Source organism: Myxosarcina sp. GI1(2024), from assembly GCF_053543375.1.
Map to the genome: position 1 here is coordinate 19,869 of NZ_JBKGTY010000008.1, position 19,442 is coordinate 39,310.

Here is a 19,442-nt window from a genome sequence, read left to right on the forward strand (position 1 = left end):
CAGAACCTAACAAATTAAATAATATTTTTGGCAAGGGCTTCCAAGAAAACTTAAAATCTTCAGTCGAGCCTCATTAAGATTAGAAACTTGTAGTTGATGATTCAAATGAACAAGATGAATCGCTTGAAAACATCGAAATATCCATCTTAGTGTGGGAGTAGAAGTGGGTTTCTTGAGTTGATTGGGAATAGTTTCTTGGTTCTGAGCTAAAGCTTGTCGTAACTGAGGTTGACCGAGAGTATAAACTAGCAAACACAAACCCATAACCATTGACAATGCTGCTACTCTTCGAGGGGTGTTCAAAAAAACACTGGAAGTAAAAAATAAAGGGTCTTTAAGAAAACGCAAGCCTCGCTCAGAACTTTGCTGTCCTTTGTATTCAACTAGCACCTCATCATTGGAAAGAACGTCTTCATCTGTGACATTAGTTGCTAAAACAAATCTCCCAGCTCGCCTTTGGGCAATCTCAATTATCGACTCTAAAGGAACAACTTGAGCAGTGACACGATAGGTAATGTGTTCGGGAGACTGATTGTTTAGTCGGTCTTCCTGCTTTGATGTAGTGAGGATGAGTTTCAATTGCCACTAATTCTAAAGAATGATATTTCCAATTACGACTTAGCATCTCCGCAGCTTGTTTGGCATCGACAGCACAAGCAAAATCCTGTCTCATGAGTGACTTTAGTTCACTGGTGGCTATTTTGAGTTGTTTTGTCAGTTGCTTGTCTAGCTGCTTCAAATGACTATCGCGACGTTTTTCACTTTCAACAACTAACCAACCTTGAGGCACTCCACCATAATCACAACAACAGGAGGCAATGCGATAACCAGAAATTTCACTCTCGACAAAAACATCGTCTTTGATTGATTCGGCTAAAATCTTAGCTGTTTTGATACTTCGAGGAACAAGAGTAATCCAGTTCAGTTTTTCTAGTTGTTGAATATTGTCCGCGCTGTAAAGCGCACTTTCGGCAACGTAAATACTCTCTAAATTCCATTCCTGTTTAAATTGCTGAATCAACTGAAAACGTCTATTTTCAGCTTCCCATGAATACTTGCCCTTTTCTTTTCTCGCTTGAGATTTCAATACTTTCACCTACTTGTGTCAGGCAGTCAGCTATAATACTCTTGTTAAAAATAATGTCGCGCTTGTCATAAAATCTCAAAACAGTGACAACCGTACTGAAATACCCGTATGGACGTATACTCAATTTATTCAGGGTATAGAGAGTAATAAAGTCAAACAGGTCATGATAGACCATAAAGTGACTAAAGCTGAAATTATAACTGTCGATAATCATCAAGTAGAAGTTTTGATTCCTCGTAATGTGAACTATATTCTAGAGTTTCTCGCTGACAAAAATATTCTAATTTCATTTGAGCTTCCCAAAAATAATTCCCCTATAAAAGTTATTGCTGAATCTCTCCAACAAAACTCTAGAAATATAGCCGAAGTCACATTTACTGAGTTTATTCAAATAGACGAAAGTAAAAAAGTTGAGCTATTTGTTTTACAAAAAGATAGAGTTAGAGGAAAAGCCAAACTCTTCGATGGTTCAGAATTTAGTGTTGTTTTGCCTTTCGATCCTAGCTATGCGATTGATATTTTGGGGGCGAATAATGTTTGGACAAGTATTAATGATTAATTGATATTGAGCTGATTACAGAAATGGAAACAGCGATCGCTAAAATAAACAACTGATTCGCAGCTTTGGTTTAACGGAAGAATATCGCGATATTCTTCTCGAATTGGATCTTATAGCCGAAGTCGATGCGTTACGATTTAGAAGAATTGTTCGAGCGCGTAAATCGAGAATACTTTACAGGAAAGTTAGCCAAACCACGTCTATCCCTCTTCTAAGAAACCAGATTTGCTGAGGGTTGAAGAATAAGCTCAAAACCCAAAGCAATCGCTTTTTTGTGGAGGTTATTGACCATTCGCTCTCGGTAACGCTGCTCATAATAATCCATGCCAGGAGCGGTATAATCTCCTTGGGTTGTCCAAAGTTTGTAAAAAATTCGGGCAATTTTATGAGCGGTAGCAGTAATGGCTTTAGGGGAGCCAAGTCGAGAACGTCAGCGACGATAAAATGCCCCTAAAGCAGAATTACTTTTTCCGGCAGTTTGTGCAGCTATGCCGAAAGCATTAGCAGCACGGTTGACGACTAGACGAGTCTGAGAGCTTTTAATTTTGCCACCAGTAATGCGGCTGCCAGGACAAAGACCAAGCCAAGAGGTAAAGTGTTTAACTGTAGGGAATCGGCTGGGATCTAAACCAACCTCAGAAAGAATGATTTGTACTGTCAGGACACCAAGAGCGTCAACACGAGTAAAATCTACCCCACTCATGAGGTAAAGATGAGTAGGCAAATCAAATGCAGGTTCATTACCTTGAGGTTTATGGCGAGGATGCTTGGGTGGAGAAAGGGGCGACTGGGAAATATCAATTTGGTCGTGAAATTGATTTAAGCACTCCTCAATTTGACGGTCACATTCGGCGATTTGGGATTGATAGACATCATAGAGATCTAGCTCTTGTTGCAAGACGAATAAGTGTTCTTGTCGGTAATCACTTTGAAGCGCAGCTGCTATTTCCGCTTCACTCCGTTTGACACGGTGATGTTTTTTAGCGGCAAGTACTTGTGGGTCATGTTCTCCAGCAACAATCGCTCTTATGATTGCCATGCCTGTAGTGCCTGTAATATCGCTGACTGCTTGATGCAGTTGTATGTTCATTTGAGTTAAAGCTTTCTGCATCCGTTGGATGTGAACACTAGCACTTCTGATGAGACTATCACGTTGACGGATATAGCTACGTAAAACACCTGTAGATTCCATTGCCACTGTCTCAACTCCACACTCAGCTAACCAATCCGCAATTGCATATAAATCAGTTGCGTAGCAACCAAAACGCTGGACGCACTCATTAGACCGTCCTGAGGGCACACACACCCAATGATTTTGAGAACCAATATCAATCCCTGCCGCATTGGGATGAATCGGATTCAGTTGAGATGCCTTGGCTACAGATTGGCGATTCCCAACTGAAAACTTCTGTTTTTTCTTCATTTTAGTTCTCCTAGTCTCAAGCAATATCAAAGTTGAGAGTGTGCCTTGACCCAGGTTGACGGAATTCTACAGTCTTCTAAACGGGATAACGTTTAAACGCTTCACCAATGCCATCGCCGTCACAACCCAGAACCACGCTTTTGTACGGACGAAGATGCACCATTGAGGGAACGGTCTTAACTGTCAAGACACAATGCGAGTATAAGCTTTTTCTGTCCTTTTTATTTCGTTTCTTTCATCTATCGTGGACATATCGTCCATCAACCGCTTTTGTCATTCTCCGAACACAAAGAGTAAGAAATAAACCGATTTATCCAGAAAGAGGCAGTAGAGAAAATTGATTTATGCTATCTATTAAATTATGTAATCCTAGCAATAAATAAGAATTAGGAAATACTTCTCTTCTAACCAGGGAAAAATTAACCATAATAGAAGACTCGGTTGAACCAGGAGACGGACATACATTATTTGGTAGTAATGCATTGTAATGGTAATCTAAAAGTCGAAACATTTTAGGAATTATAGCCGAGCTAATGAACTGCCCCAAATGCCAATCAGCTCGAATCATCAAATACGGTTCTACCCATTACGGTAAACCAAGATTCCGCGGTCAAGAATGTGGACGACAATTTGTCGAGAATGCTAGCCGTCAACCCATTGAGGAGGCAACTCGCAGCAATTCTCATTTTGAAACCTGAACGAAAGAAAATACAGAATGAAAAATGAGAAACAGGAACTTGTGCGCGAAAAATTTTTGCGCACAAAGCGAAGAGTTAATTAATTGTGAGCCAAAGTAAGCTTAGAAGCAGCCATCATTTCCGAGGAAGTTCATTTTGAGCCATGAAAAAGCCGAGTAATACTTGGAACGACTACCTATTACTCTGTAGAGCTATAAAGGGCGCGAATTGGTTCTGGTTCAACAGTCGCGAAATTTAGCTAGAATTAACCCTGTCAGTTGCTTTTCCCTCCCTCAGCATAAACTCCCACAAAGTCTGCCAACTCTCAAACCATAAATATCTGGTTAGTGCCCGAACATCATTGAAGAAAGTTTGGCGAGTAACTAACATCGAGCGAACGGCACGATAAGTGATGTGGACTAAATCCCAACTGGTGTGGAAGAGATAAGCTAACCAATTAAGGCAGAATAGAAGTTCCGCCTGGTGGTTTTCACCGTGACCCAAGTTGTGTTCGAGATGATAGCCTTTAGTTTTGAGAATATTATTCCCTTCATTTTCGAGCTTCGAGCGCGCACGAGCAGCAGTGACAATCTCGATCGCATTCTGTTCACTGATGGGGAGACAACCGCTAAAAACTAGAGACAGCAAGAGAGAAAGCGCGTTTAGTCACCTTCCCAAAATATGAGTCTAGGAAGTACGTATAAATACAAAGAGTTACAGAGAACCAGGCAAATACTTAAATCATCTTGAGCAAGATGAAGGGTCGATTTAAAAATCAGGAAAAATAATTGTCTGATAAATTAAACAGACAATTATTCAAGAAAATGTTGCCCCAATTCTATCTAGATTATCTCAAAACTTATCTCCCTGATTCAGAATTATTAACCTTACAAATTCTAGTGTGGTTACTACAAGTTCACCGTCAAGTTAGAATCGAAAGATTGGCTTCGAGCTTTCCATATCCAATTAAGTGTGAAACTAGAAGAAAGAAAATACAAAGGTTTCTAGTTTTACCGCGATTAAGCTTACCATTACTTTGGTTTCCCTTAATTAAAAAAATAATTAATAGTCAATTCAAAACAGGCGATCGCTTAATAATAACTATCGATAGAACACAGTGGAAAGCCAATAATATTTTAATGGTAAGTGTAATTTGGAAAAAGCGGGCATTACCAAGATACTGGCTGCTGTTATCTAAGAAAGGTAGTAGTAATTTTTATGAGCAGGTAGCTGTTATTAGACCCGTATTACGTTTAATGAAAGAATATCATTTAGTAGTTATTGGCGATCGAGAATATAGGAGTACGGCATTTGCCCTGTGGTTAACCAAGAAAAAAATACACTTCGTTTTTAGATTGAACAAAAATACTAAAATTAAGCTCAGATACCAACAATATCAATCTCTAGATTCTTTGTGTATTAATCCAGGAACACGAGTTTTGTACTCTAAAGTTTTAGTAACACAAGAAAATAAAATAGACAGATTTAACGTCGTAGTTTACTGGAACAGAAAGTACGATAATAAACAATTACCTGCTCCTTGGTATCTGCTCACCAACCTCGAAAATAAACAGGAAGTTATTAAAATATTTGCCTCTCGTGGTGGAATTGAAGCAATGTTTCGGGATTGTAAGAGTGGCGGTTATAATCTAGAAGAAAGCCAAGCTAATACTCAACGTTTAACTAATCTAATTTTGTTAATAGCATTCGCTTATACTGCTAGTTGTATAGCAGGATTAAAAATTAGAAATACTGGTATAACCAAGTATATCAATAGACTAAAGCTTGAAGGTAAAAATCGACCCAGACACAGTTATTTCTGGACGGGACTATATGGCACTACTTGGATCTTATCTATGGATATATGTTGGGAGTGGGTCGAAAAGTTAATGAGAGCTGCTATCAATAAACTGCCATTTTATCTTCGAGGTCTTAAAGCTATGAAACGCATACAGAGTATGATCTAGCTTGGTTGTCTCCCCGTCAGGTTGAAGCCAATACCTGAGGTGATGTTAGGTTAAGCTCTTGTTGGATTTCTGCTAGCGGTCGATGCCACATTTCTTCCCAGGGAACTGCCCAGAGGGGACGAGCTTTATGACCGCGCTGCCAACCTTCAAACAAAGCATCAAGAGCTAAATTCAAATACCTAGTTTTGACAGTTGCAAAGTGCATTACCAAAGCATTCATTAATAAAGTTTGGAAGATAGTCGGACCTTGACCCTGATAAAAGCCTTGAAGTGCTAATTCTCCGAATACATCAGTTTTGTAACCAGCTACAACATGCCAAATGTCGTGAGTTTGCATTTTACGGAGTTTGATGTAGTTCAAATCATCAATTGACTCATAAGCTTTGTAATCGTAGGGGACAATTCCATTCTCAATCATATGATGATAGTAAACATAGCCTAATGTACCAGGAGCACAGTTTTTACCGAGGTCTTCTAATTTATATTCAGGTCCAAAATACCGTTGCTCAATCTTATCTGCTGTTTCAGGATCGAGACGTAACTGCCGAACATAGTCGAAAACATGCTCTTTTTCTAAATGCATCATCACTTCTTCTAGTTTGAAATACCAGGTCAACTCTGGATCGGTGGGATTAGCTGCTATACATAAAAACGCCTGCACAAAATCTAGATTGTCGAGGGGAGAGTTAGATTGAAGCAACTCAGCCGATATTATATGGGTAGAATTCATGGTCAAACTCCTTTAAAATTTGATGTTTAGTTATATTGCTAAATTTTTTGTAAGCATATACTCTTGTGTGTGTTGAGTTAAAGTAATCGCGCAATAGAATATTTCATCAGCTAGATAGTATTGTGCTTTTCCGAGAAGATTTACTAGTGAATTTTCTTGGTAGATCGGTTGTAGGAGAAACTTAATGTCTCTGTTCCAGCTCTTGAGCAGCAAGGAGAGTACTTAAAGCTTCAATCATATGAGTGCACTCTTTGAGCCCACAGGGAATTTCTTGGGCAAAAAAGAGTTGAGCTGTCTCAAACTCTCGGATCAGAGCGTTGCGATCGCCCTCCTTTACTAATTGAGCTAGGCGACTATAAGTATTTGCCAGTCGAGCGATCGCTTGACGACGCTCTAGTGTAGCCAAAATGATATCTACTACCAGAGGAGCAGACTGAGCAAAGAGGCGACTGACCGTAGCAATGGTATGGCGATAGAGGGGACTGGCAAAATCCAAACTACGGCGGATATCAATGCCTTCCTCTGAGAAAAAAGCTCCCATACTGAGAGTGGTAAAGTTGCGAATTGCTTGAATGTCCACCATCATGCGATCGTGTTCTTCTGGAGTAGCAAAAATTAGTTTGCCCCCATCACTCTGAATTAAATCGAGCAACCATTGAAAAGACTTATCTCCACGTCCCTGACAAACTACAACTTTGTGAGATAAGAAGGATTTGATACCGGAACCAAACATAGGATGCAAACCCATTACTGGACCATTGTGATATTCCAGCATTGCTTCGACTATGGGAGTTTTGATACTGGCAATATCTGCCAAGGCAGTAGTAGGAGAGATGTATTTAGCTGCCTGGCGAATTACTCGAACCATGCATTTAATGGGAACGCATACTAAGACTAAATCTGCTGGAGCCAATAACTCTTCTGCTCTTTCCCAATCATTGCATTCGAGAACGTTTATATTATGTCCTGCGGAAGATAATCTTTTGGTGAAGAAGGACCCCATCATTCCCCCACCGCCAATAATAGTCACCCGTCTAGACTGAGTATTATTTAGGGCAGAAGATGAAGATTTCATTGTCAAACTTGCAGCACAACCAAGAACTAGGTTTTGCCACACAAACTCGGGAATACCAGCCTGGTCTAGAATGGGTACTAGCTCGGGGGTTTCTGAAGAGTAAAAAGACGCTGATTCTTCTAAAATAGCTATTCTTTTTCCTATCAGTTCAATTAATTCTCGATCGATTTGTTGTAGGTTTTCTTGTATCATAATTATTCCTTTCGTAATAGTAGAAATCAAACTATTAAAAAATCCAAACTATTGAAAATCAAATGACAGGAGGACTAGTTTTTAACTTTTTTTTAGTCACAAAATTTAAAGTTCTTCGATTCCAGGCAAACCCGATTATGCCAATAAGTAGATTAGATAAACAGATAGCCAGAAAAATACCCTTAACTCCAAAAAATCTGCTACCAACTGTGGCTAATGGTAAGTAGAGAATGATAGTGTGAATGAAAGTTATCGCCACTGGAGGCAGAGGCATTTCGATTGCATTAAAAGTAGAGCTAGAAATCTCGATAATACCTAAAGCTGCATAACTAATGGGAACGATCGCGAAATAAGTAACTACGATAGTAATAACTTCTGCATTCTGGTCAAAAATAGATGCCATCTTGGCAGAAACAGTAGTTAAAACTATAGCGACCAAAACGCCCCAAATTAAGCAAAACCGCAAGCTAAGCTGAAAAGTTCGATTAATACGAAATAACTTACCAGCACCCCAGTTTTGCCCCACTATTGTACCCATACTTGCTGCTAAAGCTAAAAATACTATTAATCCCATCATTTCTACTCGCGAGATAATGCCAAATCCAGCTATGGCTGCCGAACCATAAACAGCTATAATCCTGGTAATAAGTCCTGCTGAAATAGGTTTAATAGCCTTAGTAGCGATAATAGGTATAGCAATATGAAGGATGTTTTTCCAATCTTGGAAAAGTTCTCTTAAGGAAGGCAAGTTAAATGCGATCTTTCTTTCTCGATCGAGGATAATTAAGCACGAGATTAGAGTTATTGCCTGTGCAATAACTGTTGCGAAAGCTGCACCCCTAAGTTCCAGGCGAGGAAAAACGCCCCAGCCAAAAATCAACAATGGATCGAGAACAAAATTAATCGCAGTAGCGGATATCATTAATAAACTGGGAAGTACTGCGTTTCCAGATGCACGAACAGCATTATTTGCAGTTATGGAAACCAAGCCAAAAATCGAGCCGATATAGATGATTTGTATGTATTCTCGGATGAGACTAATAATCTCAGCTTTAGCCCCTAAAGCTGCGAAAAACGGCTCAATGGTTGCTAAATTGATGAACGTTAAAATACTCGCAATAACTAAAGATAGCATGAGGCTATCGGCGATCGTACGTTGTACTTTATAGAGATTGCCTTCTCCAATAACACGAGCGATGACCAACTCAGCTCCGTTTCCTAAACCGATAGCTATGCTGCTGATAATCATAACTGTTGGAAAAGTGAAGCTTATTGCAGCTAGTTGTTCTGTACCCAGTTGAGTAATAAAAAAGGTATCTACAATATTAAAGGTCATCAGTGTAAACATTCCTAACAGCATTGGTACGCTCAATTTGATTAGATGGAAACTGATGCTACCTTCGGTAAGTTTGCCTTTTAGAAATGGTGGTTGAATAGTTTTCATAGCAGTAGTCGATCTGTATACACAAGAAATTTAAAGAAAAGAAAACACCAAAGACTATTGCTATTAACCAATTGATGCTACAAATTTACTTGGTTTATGAACCTGACGAAGACCTTGTTTGACCATTTTGGTAATAGGTGCGACGTTTGTTCCTGGTGGGAAAGAGCCTGGTAGCTTATTATCGGCAAGCTGAAGTTGATAGCGTGACAAAATGGTAGCTAAGACTAACTTTAATTCAAACTGGGCTAAAGCATGACCAATACAGCGACGAGGACCCACACCAAAGGGCATAAACTCGTAAGGAGAGAACTTTTGTTCTAAAAAGCGCTCGGGTTTGAATTTGTCGGGTTCTGAATATACATCTTCGCGGTAATGTAGCATATTAATACAGAAGCATATAACCATGCCTGGATGGAACTGATAGCCCATCAGTTCAAAGGGATGTGTCACTACTTTCCCACCAGTTACTGTTACTGGATCGGGTGGGTAAAGTCTTAGGGTTTCATTGCAAACTGCTGTGAGATAAGGTAGTTGGTAAATACTCATTGGATTGGGAGACTCGCCGAGACTATCTAGTTCTTCGAGCAATCGTTCGCGAATTGCTGGATGTTTATGAACCCAATACCAAGACCAAGCCATAGGGCCACTCATCGCCCCATCAGCAGCAAACAGTAGTGTCATTAACTGATCCCGTAATTCTAGATCGGTCATGGGCTGACCGGCTTCATCGCGAGCCAACATCAGCAATGTCAAAATATCTTCTTTCTCAGGATCGTTCATTTCACGGCGTTCTTTAATTTCCGCATCAAGCAATTCATACATTTGCTCCCGAATTTTAAACAGAAATCCCCACGGACTCCATGGCCCTAAATTCCACCGCAGAGCTGGCAAAAAGCTGGCATACACGATGGGAATAAAGCGAAAATCTGTCCGTAGCTTCTGTAATAGTTGCCCAAATTGCTCGCCCCGTTTTTTATTAGACCACCCGAAAACAATATCCATAATCAGGTTTAGGGCGATCTCATGGGTAGCAGAAAGAGGCGAAAAGGCTTTGTCGGTTGGCAGATCGTCTATGACTTTCTTCGTTATCTCACAGATAAGCTGTCCATAAACTTTAAGCCGAGCACCATGAAAAATTGGCATCAAAAGCTTGCGATAGCGGTCGTGTTTCTCTCCCTCAAGCAGAAACAAGGAGTTATCTCCCATAATCGGGCGTCTAAAATTGGTCATCTCGTTACTAGACTTAAGGTGTTTTGCGTGAGTGGTCAAAAGCTCTTTGATTGCTTCTGGATGACTGACAAACACGGCAGGTTTTGGACTATAAACCCGTGTGGTGAAAATATCACCGTAGCGTTTTATTCCAGCTTTCATATAGCCAATACCATTGAGCTGAAATTGAAGACATTGCCACCAGTGGGGGGTTTGAAAACCATTTATTTGTTTCATGGGTATTTTTCTAAAAAGTTGTACAAAATACGATCAAACTTACAATATATGCGGAATATAGGTTGTTTTCGGTTTTAACTTTCAAAAGTAGGCAGTTTCTAAACTGTTGCAGGTCTTTTTTCCTCTTGCTCGGTTAAACTTAGTGGTGGTGTAGGAGTAGGGCCGAGAGCTGTCTTGCCCCAGCGCATCACACTAGCAGCTGCGTTAGATACGGAACCAATGGTATAGACTAAAACTAAATCGTTTTCTCGTATCAAACCTAATTCTGCGCCATGGTACAGATTGGCAAGGGGGAGCATAGGTCCGATATTGGCGTAACGAGCGTGCAGGTTAAGAGTACGCCTGGGATCGCTCCCTAGTGCCCGCGTGCAGACATTGGTATACCAGGCGGTGGGAGTATTAAAAGCAAAGAAGTCAATCTGCTCCAGAGTAACTCCAGCAGCTTTTAAAGCCCCCGCACAGCATTGCTGAAGTAATGGGACAGCAGTTTCACTAAGTATTTTCCCAGTACCCTTATGTGTCCTGATAAATATTTGCGGTTTCCCCTGAGTGTCTGTGGTCAGTTCATTGTAGAATGTTCTGCAGGTTGAGGCAGTATTAATAATTTTGGTACCAAGTACTCCCTGGTTGGGTTTGAGCGAACTAACTACAAAGGCTCCTGCTCCGTCACCCGATAAAAAAGAAAGAGTATCGTTTTTATCGGTAAAAGGGGAGTAGTTAGTACAAATAACCACCAACACATTATGATACTCTCCCGTTTGAATCATACTACAAGCAGTATGGAGCGCAGCCATAGCACTAGAGCAGGTCGATTCTATATTCCAGGCAGCACTTTGTAAACCAAGTTGCTCGGCTAAGAATGCTGCATTACCAGGCCCAACTCGATCGGGAAAAATGGTAGTAACGAGCATCAAATCAATGTCTTCTGGGGAAAGCTTCGCTGCCTCAAGAGCATCCTTGGCAGCTTTATAGGAAATAGAGAGCGCCGATTCATCGGGTCCGAAAACCCGACGCTCGATAGTACCGCGAAAGGGATCGGACATATAGGGCATCATTTCTTCAGTCCAAATATCCGAGGCTTTACTCTCAGAATCAGATTTAGCTAGAGAAAAAGTTTGTGCTAGGGTTTTTTCTTCTGCCTTGGCAACTAGCTCTGGGTGATGTTGGCGATAATAATCGTTAGTGCGAATGATACTAGGAAAACTAACCGCGATCGCGCGAATACCTACTGGTTTTAAATTCATCACAAATCTCCTGAAAAATTTATAGTTCGGCTCCTTGAGCTTTTAAGCTATTAATCCGACCGCCAATGGGTGCTCTTTGGCTGGGGTCGATTCTCACATCCACTACGAAAGGTAATGAGGAAGCCATAGCTTTCTCTAGTGCCGTCTCTAGCTCTGACTCTCGACGGACGCAAATGCCATCAGCTCCCATGCCTCTAGCAATCTGAACGAAATCAGCCTGGGGAATTTCTGTATCTACCATAGAGAAACCTTGCATTGCCGCTCCCTGAGCGCACATATTGTAGCGACCGTCGTTAAGTACGATCCATACTGCTGGAACTTGTAATTTAACCGCCGTGCTTACCTCGCAGTTCATCAGCATCGAGCCATCACCCACGATCGCCACAGCCTTGCGGTTGCTAGCTAAAACCGCACCTACAACTCCCGTAGCGGCGTGAGCCATTGCTCCTACCCCAGTGCTAATCCGATAGCGATTCGGTTTCTCGAATTGCAGTAAGTGTGTTGCCCAAGCAAAGGAGTTACCAGCATCAGCCATAACCAGCGCGTCGCTGTCTCTAACAATTTGCTGCTGAATTGCAGCCATCAGCACTGCTGGTCTGACCGAGCCATTAGTGTAGGAGCGAACCACTGGCAACTGCGGTCGAGGTAATAGGGGTTTACTTGAGATCTCCAGCTCTTCTGGGAAATGTGGGAGCAATGCTCTAACGAAAGTACCTATTTTAGACTGAATCGAATAGGTTTCTATACTGGGATAGGCAACCCCCGGTACTTCTGGGTCGATGTCAACATGGACAAAACCTCGTGGCGGAATCATGGACGGATTCCAGAAGGAAGTAGGTTCGCCCAAGCGCGTTCCTAGAACTAGTATCCGTTCGGGGCGGTGCCGTTCCATATACTCCAATACCGAACTATGACCGGCAAACCCAGTGACCCCAATAAACTGAGGATGAGCTTCGGGAAAGATTCCCTTGGCGCGAGGGGAACACATCACTGCCGCTCCCGTCCTTTCTGCTAGTTGACGGATGGGTGCAGCAGCATGGCGGGCACCAAAGCCTACCCAAATTGCAAATGAATCTCGAGCCAACCATCGAGCGCACTGAGCGATCGCTTCTTGCCCAGCCGTTGCCTGGGTGCGAGAGAAATTCAAGGGCGGCAGAGATAACGAGGCAAGGCTAGTTTGAACGGCGGTAGGAATGCTGATGTGGGCGACAAAACCACCTGGTTTGGTCAAACCCAGTGCCAACCTTCGAGCGATTTCTGGCAGTTGTTCCCCGCTTTCAAGGACGGTAGCGTAATGGAATAGGGAACCAGAGGTAAAAATCCCTTCTTGGGGCATGGTGTAAGTACTGGTTTCCTGACAAGCCCAGCGTCCGCGATTGGCTAAAGAAGTAGAAGCTGAGAGTAAAATTACCTTTGCCCCTTCTCCTCTAGCAGTCATCAATCCCGTTAAGGCGTTGGTAATGCCAGGACCAGTAGTGGTAAAAACTACCACTGGGCGTTGCGTAGCCATGCCTTCAGGTTTATCGCTAACAAAGTAGGATTCGATCGCAGCAAAAGCCGCTCCAGTTTCGTGACGAAAGTGTACTACTTGGATGGGACTTTGCTCCAAAATTGCCCACAAAGGACTAATGCCCCCACCGGAAACTCCAAAGGCAAAGTTGACTCCTAACCTCGTCAGTAGTTGGACTATAGCCTCTGCTACTGTAATTGTCTCTAGAGTAGAAATAGTTGAACGTGCAGAGTTACCGACAGAAGACTGAGAGGGAGAAAAAATAGAAGAGCTAGATGAAGTATCTATTAAAATCGAAGAGTTTGACTGGGATTTAGAACTCATAGTTACTATAATTTGGCAGTTGACAAAGTTGTGAAAAAATTCTTCTCTAGGAGGCTAAGAGAGGTAATTGTTTGTGCCGCAACACTCGCTTGAGTATTTTTCCAGTGCCATTTTTGGGAATGTCGTCGACAAACTCAACAACTTGCGGTCGTTTGTAAGTCGCTATTATTTCTTCACAGAATTGAGCGATCTCCGCTTCGCTGAGGGTATAACCTTTTTTGAGAACGATATCGGCTTTGACTATTTCTCCTTTGACTGGATCGGGAACTCCGTAAACCGCTACCTCAGATACAGCTGGGTGTTGATAGATAGCATTTTCCACCTCTATGGGATACACTTTGAATCCCGAAACGTTGATCGTATCTGCAATCCGATCGACAATGTAGAAGTAGCCATCCTCATCCTGGTAACCAATGTCGCCAGTGTAGAACCAACCATTGCGGATCGCTCTATCGGTATCTAGAGGGCGATTCCAGTAACCCAACATCACGTTAGGTCCCTGCACCACAATTTCTCCTAACTCTCTTGGCGGTACTTCTTTGCCATGGCGATCGACAATCTTCATGTGCACGTTCTCGATGGGAGTACCAACAGAACCCAACTTGTACTTTGTAGGATGGTTGTAACAAGCGCAGGGAGAAGTTTCTGTCAAACCGTATCCTTCGTGGATTCTCAGTCCCCTTTCTTGCTGCCATCGGCGGGCAATTTCTACTGGCATGGGTGCGGCGGCAGTAAAGCAAAAGCGTACCGAACTCCAGTCCAATTCAGACGAGTTGACATTTAGTAGCTTGATGTACACTGTCGGCACCCCGAAGAACATCGTCACCCGTTCCTTGGCGATCGCCTCTCGGAGTTGTTTGAGGTTAAATCTACGTTGCAGCACGATTGTGGCACCGACATTAAATCCAGAGTTGAGAATGGCATTTTGTCCGAAACAATGGAATAAAGGCAGGTAAAGCAGTAGCCGATCGTCTGCGGACATCTCACAACAGCGGTTTTGCGCGTACAAATTGGAGATAATGTTGCCGTGGGAAAGAGTAGCTCCTTTAGGAAAGCCAGTGGTTCCGGAAGTGTAGACGATCGCCGCCGGAGCGTTAGATTCCATTTTTACGGCTTGGGCTTCAGGAGCTGCATTAATTATTAATTGATACAGGCTAACTCCCTTACTGGGCTTAAAGTCGGCGAAGAAAATATCTTCTAGCTCTGGTAAGTCTGCTACAGCGACGTTTTTGCCAAGCGTTTCCGTCGTAATCATGACTTTAGCAGTACAGTCGTTGAGGATATAGGTCACCTCGGCACTTTTGAGCATGACGTTGAGAGAAACTGCAATTGCTCCTAGCTTTAAAATAGCTGCATAGGAAATAACAAATTCGGGAATATTGGGCAGAAATAGGGCTACGCGATCGCCTTTGTCGATGCCCCGTTGCTGCAAGCCATTAGTCAGACGGTTAACTATCTGGTTCAGTTGCTGGTAGGTATAGGCTCGATCTTCAAAAATCAATGCTGCTTTATCAGGGAAAGATCGAGCCCCACGTTCTATATGCTCTGTGATATTCATAACTAAAAATACTCACGATCTGGTTTGCCAAGCTCTATCTTGGGTTGTTGCTTTTAGAACAAATCGGGCAAGAGTTCGCCGATCGCCCCCACGATTTCTCCTCCGGCAGTGATATCTGCAGCAATCTTAGCTATGTGTTCGTCTAAAAATTGCTCGTCATCATTCCACACATAAGGCTTGTCTGCTGTCGGCGGCTTGCCAATAACGTTACGGATGGTTAAGTACAATTGCTTGGTAGCTGGAGACAAGGACTGAGAAGCATCGTAATGCCCTTTAATTAAACGACTTCGTAGGTCGACGGCTTGCACCCCAAACATCAAGGCGATCGCCAAATATTGCCGACCAATTTCTAAAGAACGACGGGCTAAATTAGCCGAACCAAATCCTTGGCTATTGATATTTTGATTGAATTGTTCGGCATGAGTGGGAAAGCGATCTGCCAGAGAATTGCCATAGAAACTTAACAGTGGCATCAGGGAATTAGCAGTTATCTGCAAACCCTTGAGACCCATATTTACCTGGCGATCGGGGTTGCCTACCAAAGAGGCTGGCAGTCCATTATTAAATTCAGGTGTCACCAGCATGGCAATTTGCACGTCCAAATGCTTCGTTAGCAGACCCAGACAATAGCGTAGGTTATCCATAGCTGTCCCCACGTACTGACCGAGGAAATTGCCGCCATGATAGCTGGCTTGATTGTCAACATCGATCAAAGGATTGTCAGTAACCGAGTTGATTTCGGTTTCGATTTGTTCGGTTATCTGCTCCATACCATCGACTATCGGTCCGAGATACTGGGGCAAACACCTCAGAGAATAACGGTCTTGAATCGGTTGGTTGCCGCGATAGTCGTGAGACCCGTCCAATTCATTGCGAATCAGTTCCGAATCAGCCAACAGGTCGAGCATGCGAGCAGCAGCCCATACTTGTCCTGGATGTGGTTTGCAACGATGAATAAACTCATGGAATGATTGATTGGTTCCGTTTAAACCTTGAATTATCAGAGCATGAGCTCCTATGGTCAGGGCGAGGAGCAGGCGAGCATCCCAGACACAGTTAGCAGCAATTCCCGTCATCACCGAGGTGCCATTCATCATCGCCAACCCTTCTTTGGGCTGAAGCTGTAGCGGCGGCAAACCGAGCCGAGTGAGTGCATTGAGCGCGTTGAGCTCTTCGCCTTGAAAGTCCACGGTATAGCAGCTATCAAAACCAATCAAGGCTCCAGTAATATAAGACAAGGGTACGAGATCGCCGCTGGCACCAATAGAACCAAACTCATATACATGGGGGGTAACGCCAGCATTGAGAAAGGTTTGCATGCGCTCGATCAGTTCCAGCCTAATACCAGATGCTCCCTGCAAGTGCGAGTTTACCCGCAGGAGCATCGCGGCACGGACATCGGTTAGAGGTAATTTTTGTCCCGCTCCAGTCTTGTGATACCAAATGAGGTTGTTCTGTAGCAGGGCTGCGTATTCAGGAGAGATCGCAATATTGGCCATGCCACCAAAGCCACTGGTCACGCCGTAAATTGGCTGACCCGATTTAACGGCATCGGTAATATAGTCGCATGATGCCCGAACCCGTTGAAAAACATCTTCATCATTGCTTAAAAGCAGCTGAGCACCATGACGTGCTATTCTTACGACTTCTTCTATGCGAAGAAAACGGTTGCCTACAGTTACCGGTGCATTTGAATTGCTTGTTTCTGGTAATTGAGCGGGATAGGTCAGATTCTTCTGGGTCTGTGGTAGAGATGCTATCGTAGATATTTTCATTTTTTCTTTGCGGCGAATATAACTGCATGTTGACTGGCAAGTTGCCAATAGAAAAGCATTCTATTGGCTCGTTTTTAATGACTCCCTCGTTCGGTAGAGAGGGAAAGGCTTAAGCTATCCCTACTAAATCCGACTTATAAGTTTTGTACTGTAACCTTTGTCGAGGATATTTTTGCGGCCATCGACCAACGGCGTGACCAATGCCAGCCATTTCCTGCATTAACTCTTCATATCGCTCGATGGTTAGAGATTGAGGTCCATCTGAGAGAGCTTTTGCTGGATTGGGATGAACCTCGACCATTAGAGCGTCTGCTCCAGCCACAAGTGCTGCCGCAGCCATGACGGGCACGTATTCCGAGTTTCCCGTTCCGTGGCTGGGATCGACCGTAATTGGTAAATGGGTAAGCGAGCGCAGAACTGGCACTACTGAAAGATCGAGAGTATTGCGCGTATACTTGCGATCGAAGGAGCGGATACCTCGCTCGCAGAGAATTACATTGGAGTTGCCTGCGGCTAAAATATACTCTGCTGCCATCAGCCATTCCTCAATAGTGGCTGACATGCCTCGCTTCAGCAAAACTGGCTTATTTGTTGCCCCTACTTTCTTTAGTAAGGAAAAGTTCTGCATATTGCGAGCACCCACTTGGAGCACATCTGCCACGGGAGTTATCTTGTCTAAGTCAGCTGCATCCATGACTTCCGTGATAATGCCCAAACCTGTTACTTCGCGAGCTGCTGCTAACCAACCCAAGGCACTTTCACCGTGACCTTGAAAAGAATAGGGCGAGGTGCGGGGTTTATAGGCACCTCCCCTGAGAAACTGTGCCCCCGCCGCTTTAACTCGATGTGCTGTCTCTAAAATCATGGATTCATTTTCCACCGAACAGGGACCGGCAATTGAGACTAGAGGATGATTTTGACCAAAGGTTACAGCTCCATTGGGAGTTGGTACGACCACCTCACTAGGCTCTCCATTACGGAATTCTCGACTGGCCCGTTTAAAGGGCTGATGCACCCGCAGAACCTGCTCGATAAAAGGGCTTAATTGTAGGATTTGCAAGGGATTAAGCTCTGCTGTATCGCCCACCAACCCAATCACTACTTTATGCTTGCCCGCGATTTTTTCTGTCATTATGTTCGAGCGAGATAATTCTTGACTGATGTGCTCGATTTCTTCCTCTGAAGTACCAGATTTCATAACTACAATCATTGATTGAAACTCTCCTATACTTTCTGTCTGTATGCGTGTTGGCAGAATGGCAGTGGGGACAGTTCATTAATGCTTGCTGTGACTGGCCTGTCTTCGTTAATTAGGATATCAAACCGCCCCTCTTATACTCAAATTTTGGCTCTCACTACTGACAGTTTCCATGGACTTCCGGCCCGAAGTCAGCCGGACCTGGATAGGTTAAGCTATCTTCTAAGAAAGAAGGCGTAAAACCGAGAAGTCCAACAAATCCGGTAGCCATTAAGTTGTTCATAGTTTGATTTCATTTTGTGTTGTAGTAACGTTTGCTTTTGTTTGATTAACATAATAGGAGAATCAACCAGGCTAGGTATTAGACTTAAATGCCAAGCTACTTGCCAGATTGAGACGAGCTAATAGCGCAATTGTGCTGCTAGCCTTGCCGAAAACTACAAGCGGCGAACTGTCGGCTAGAATTTGTCATTTCGAGATTTGATGGGTGTGGGGCATGTAGTTTCTGTACATGGCGATCCGACGGCGTTGCTCAATATACGGTTCTGTTGCAAAAAATTTAAACAGTGAGAATATGTCTGTGATTGACCGATTTTTAAGACAGTAATCCCAAAAGGTAGTGTTGTAATTCTGTGGTTTAAACGGGCATTTCGCAGGTTGAAGAATAAATGTAGGGTATTAATATGAAGAGTTTAAATGACCCATATTGAATATCCAAGTTAAAAACTTAGACCACTTAGGTATACTAGCAGGAATTGTGGCTCAAATTGGGCTGGTCGAAGAAATAGATCGGCAGATAGCTAAACAACCTCAACAAATAATTAGCACAGGTCAAGTAGTAAAAGCCATGATTCTTAATGGATTAGGCTTTGTTAGCGCACCTCTGTATCTGTTCGGAGAATTCTTTATCGGCAAAGCAACAGAACATCTTTTGGGAGAGGGAATCAAACCAGAACACCTCAACGATGACCGAATCGGAAGAGCCTGAGATAGTTTATCGAATCAAGGACTGACACCATTGTTCACCAACATTGCCATGTTAGCCAATCAAAGATTTAAGGTGATTTCTGGCAAAGAAGATCCCCTATCGATTAGGATAAAGGGGATAATAAGCAGGAGCGAGAACATTGGAGTTCAAGAGCCTAAATATGTCCTTAGGTTCTGTTGACACAATTAAGGCAACCAAATTAAAGCCGAAGCAAATTCGGCAAATCCCAAATAACATTCGTCAGT

The 19,442-nt window shown here is 43.0% G+C and carries 14 protein-coding genes and 3 pseudogenes; 4 read left to right on the top strand and 13 right to left on the bottom strand.

Annotated features, from left to right (window positions below):
• Window positions 1-6: 6 nt before the first annotated feature.
• Both ACLFKQ_RS22970 and ACLFKQ_RS22975 read right to left on the bottom strand, forming a co-directional pair.
• Window positions 7-579: an IS1634 family transposase gene (locus ACLFKQ_RS22970; protein ID WP_449002041.1), complete on the bottom strand. Its 573-nt coding sequence runs from the start codon at window positions 577-579 to the stop codon at window positions 7-9.
• Window positions 467-1,021 carry a hypothetical protein gene (locus ACLFKQ_RS22975; protein ID WP_449002042.1) on the bottom strand — a complete coding sequence of 185 codons (555 nt, stop codon included), beginning with the start codon at window positions 1,019-1,021 and terminating at the stop codon, window positions 467-469. The genes ACLFKQ_RS22970 and ACLFKQ_RS22975 overlap by 113 nt, the downstream gene beginning before the upstream one ends.
• 244 nt (window positions 1,022-1,265) lie before the next feature.
• Between ACLFKQ_RS22975 and ACLFKQ_RS22980 the strand changes: the two genes are divergently transcribed.
• Entirely contained in the window at window positions 1,266-1,646 is a 381-nt protein-coding gene (locus ACLFKQ_RS22980; protein WP_449002043.1) for a hypothetical protein, read from the top strand.
• Between the two features lie 211 nt (window positions 1,647-1,857).
• On the opposite strand, the pseudogene ACLFKQ_RS22985 reads toward ACLFKQ_RS22980, so the two are convergent.
• Window positions 1,858-3,069 (bottom strand): annotated as a pseudogene (locus ACLFKQ_RS22985) (IS110 family transposase).
• Window positions 3,070-3,602: 533 nt separating this feature from the next.
• Here ACLFKQ_RS22985 and ACLFKQ_RS22990 point away from each other — a divergent pair.
• Window positions 3,603-3,767: an IS1/IS1595 family N-terminal zinc-binding domain-containing protein gene (locus tag ACLFKQ_RS22990; protein WP_449002044.1), complete on the top strand. Its 165-nt coding sequence runs from the start codon at window positions 3,603-3,605 to the stop codon at window positions 3,765-3,767.
• Window positions 3,768-4,121: 354 nt separating this feature from the next.
• Here the strand turns inward: ACLFKQ_RS22990 and ACLFKQ_RS22995 are convergent.
• Window positions 4,122-4,361 (bottom strand): annotated as a pseudogene (locus tag ACLFKQ_RS22995) (ISNCY family transposase); the annotation flags it as partial.
• 173 nt (window positions 4,362-4,534) lie between these two features.
• On the opposite strand from ACLFKQ_RS22995, the gene ACLFKQ_RS23000 reads away from it, so the two are divergent.
• Window positions 4,535-5,713 (top strand): IS4 family transposase, encoded by a 1,179-nt coding sequence (locus tag ACLFKQ_RS23000; RefSeq protein ID WP_449002045.1) that lies wholly within the window; start codon window positions 4,535-4,537, stop codon window positions 5,711-5,713.
• 16 nt (window positions 5,714-5,729) lie between these two features.
• On the opposite strand, the gene ACLFKQ_RS23005 is transcribed toward ACLFKQ_RS23000, so the two are convergent.
• The 9 genes from ACLFKQ_RS23005 to aroF form a co-directional block, all read right to left on the bottom strand.
• Window positions 5,730-6,443 carry a Coq4 family protein gene (locus ACLFKQ_RS23005; RefSeq protein ID WP_449002046.1) on the bottom strand — a complete coding sequence of 238 codons (714 nt, stop codon included), beginning with the start codon at window positions 6,441-6,443 and terminating at the stop codon, window positions 5,730-5,732.
• Window positions 6,444-6,624: 181 nt separating this feature from the next.
• Window positions 6,625-7,710, bottom strand: coding sequence for a prephenate dehydrogenase/arogenate dehydrogenase family protein (locus ACLFKQ_RS23010; protein ID WP_449002047.1), 1,086 nt, complete (start codon window positions 7,708-7,710; stop codon window positions 6,625-6,627).
• A gap of 58 nt (window positions 7,711-7,768) precedes the next feature.
• Window positions 7,769-9,154, bottom strand: a complete 1,386-nt coding sequence (locus tag ACLFKQ_RS23015; protein WP_449002048.1) for an MATE family efflux transporter — start codon at window positions 9,152-9,154, stop codon at window positions 7,769-7,771.
• Between the two features lie 63 nt (window positions 9,155-9,217).
• Entirely contained in the window at window positions 9,218-10,600 is a 1,383-nt protein-coding gene (locus ACLFKQ_RS23020) for a cytochrome P450 (protein ID WP_449002049.1), read from the bottom strand.
• Window positions 10,601-10,698: 98 nt separating this feature from the next.
• Window positions 10,699-11,844: a 3-oxoacyl-ACP synthase III family protein gene (locus ACLFKQ_RS23025; RefSeq protein ID WP_449002050.1), complete on the bottom strand. Its 1,146-nt coding sequence runs from the start codon at window positions 11,842-11,844 to the stop codon at window positions 10,699-10,701.
• Between the two features lie 19 nt (window positions 11,845-11,863).
• The gene (locus ACLFKQ_RS23030) at window positions 11,864-13,678 is read right to left on the bottom strand and encodes a thiamine pyrophosphate-dependent enzyme (protein WP_449002051.1); all 1,815 of its coding nucleotides are present in this window, start codon (window positions 13,676-13,678) and stop codon (window positions 11,864-11,866) included.
• A 46-nt stretch (window positions 13,679-13,724) separates the two neighbouring features.
• Window positions 13,725-15,236 (bottom strand): class I adenylate-forming enzyme family protein, encoded by a 1,512-nt coding sequence (locus ACLFKQ_RS23035; RefSeq protein WP_449002052.1) that lies wholly within the window; start codon window positions 15,234-15,236, stop codon window positions 13,725-13,727.
• A 53-nt stretch (window positions 15,237-15,289) separates the two neighbouring features.
• Entirely contained in the window at window positions 15,290-17,011 is a 1,722-nt protein-coding gene (locus ACLFKQ_RS23040; protein WP_449002053.1) for an HAL/PAL/TAL family ammonia-lyase, read from the bottom strand.
• Window positions 17,012-17,120: 109 nt separating this feature from the next.
• Complete coding sequence (gene aroF / locus ACLFKQ_RS23045) at window positions 17,121-18,221, bottom strand: 3-deoxy-7-phosphoheptulonate synthase (RefSeq protein WP_449002054.1); 1,101 nt, start codon at window positions 18,219-18,221, stop codon at window positions 17,121-17,123.
• A 694-nt stretch (window positions 18,222-18,915) separates the two neighbouring features.
• Here aroF and ACLFKQ_RS23050 point away from each other — a divergent pair.
• Window positions 18,916-19,302: pseudogene (locus ACLFKQ_RS23050) on the top strand (DUF4277 domain-containing protein); the annotation flags it as partial.
• Window positions 19,303-19,442 lie beyond the last annotated feature (140 nt).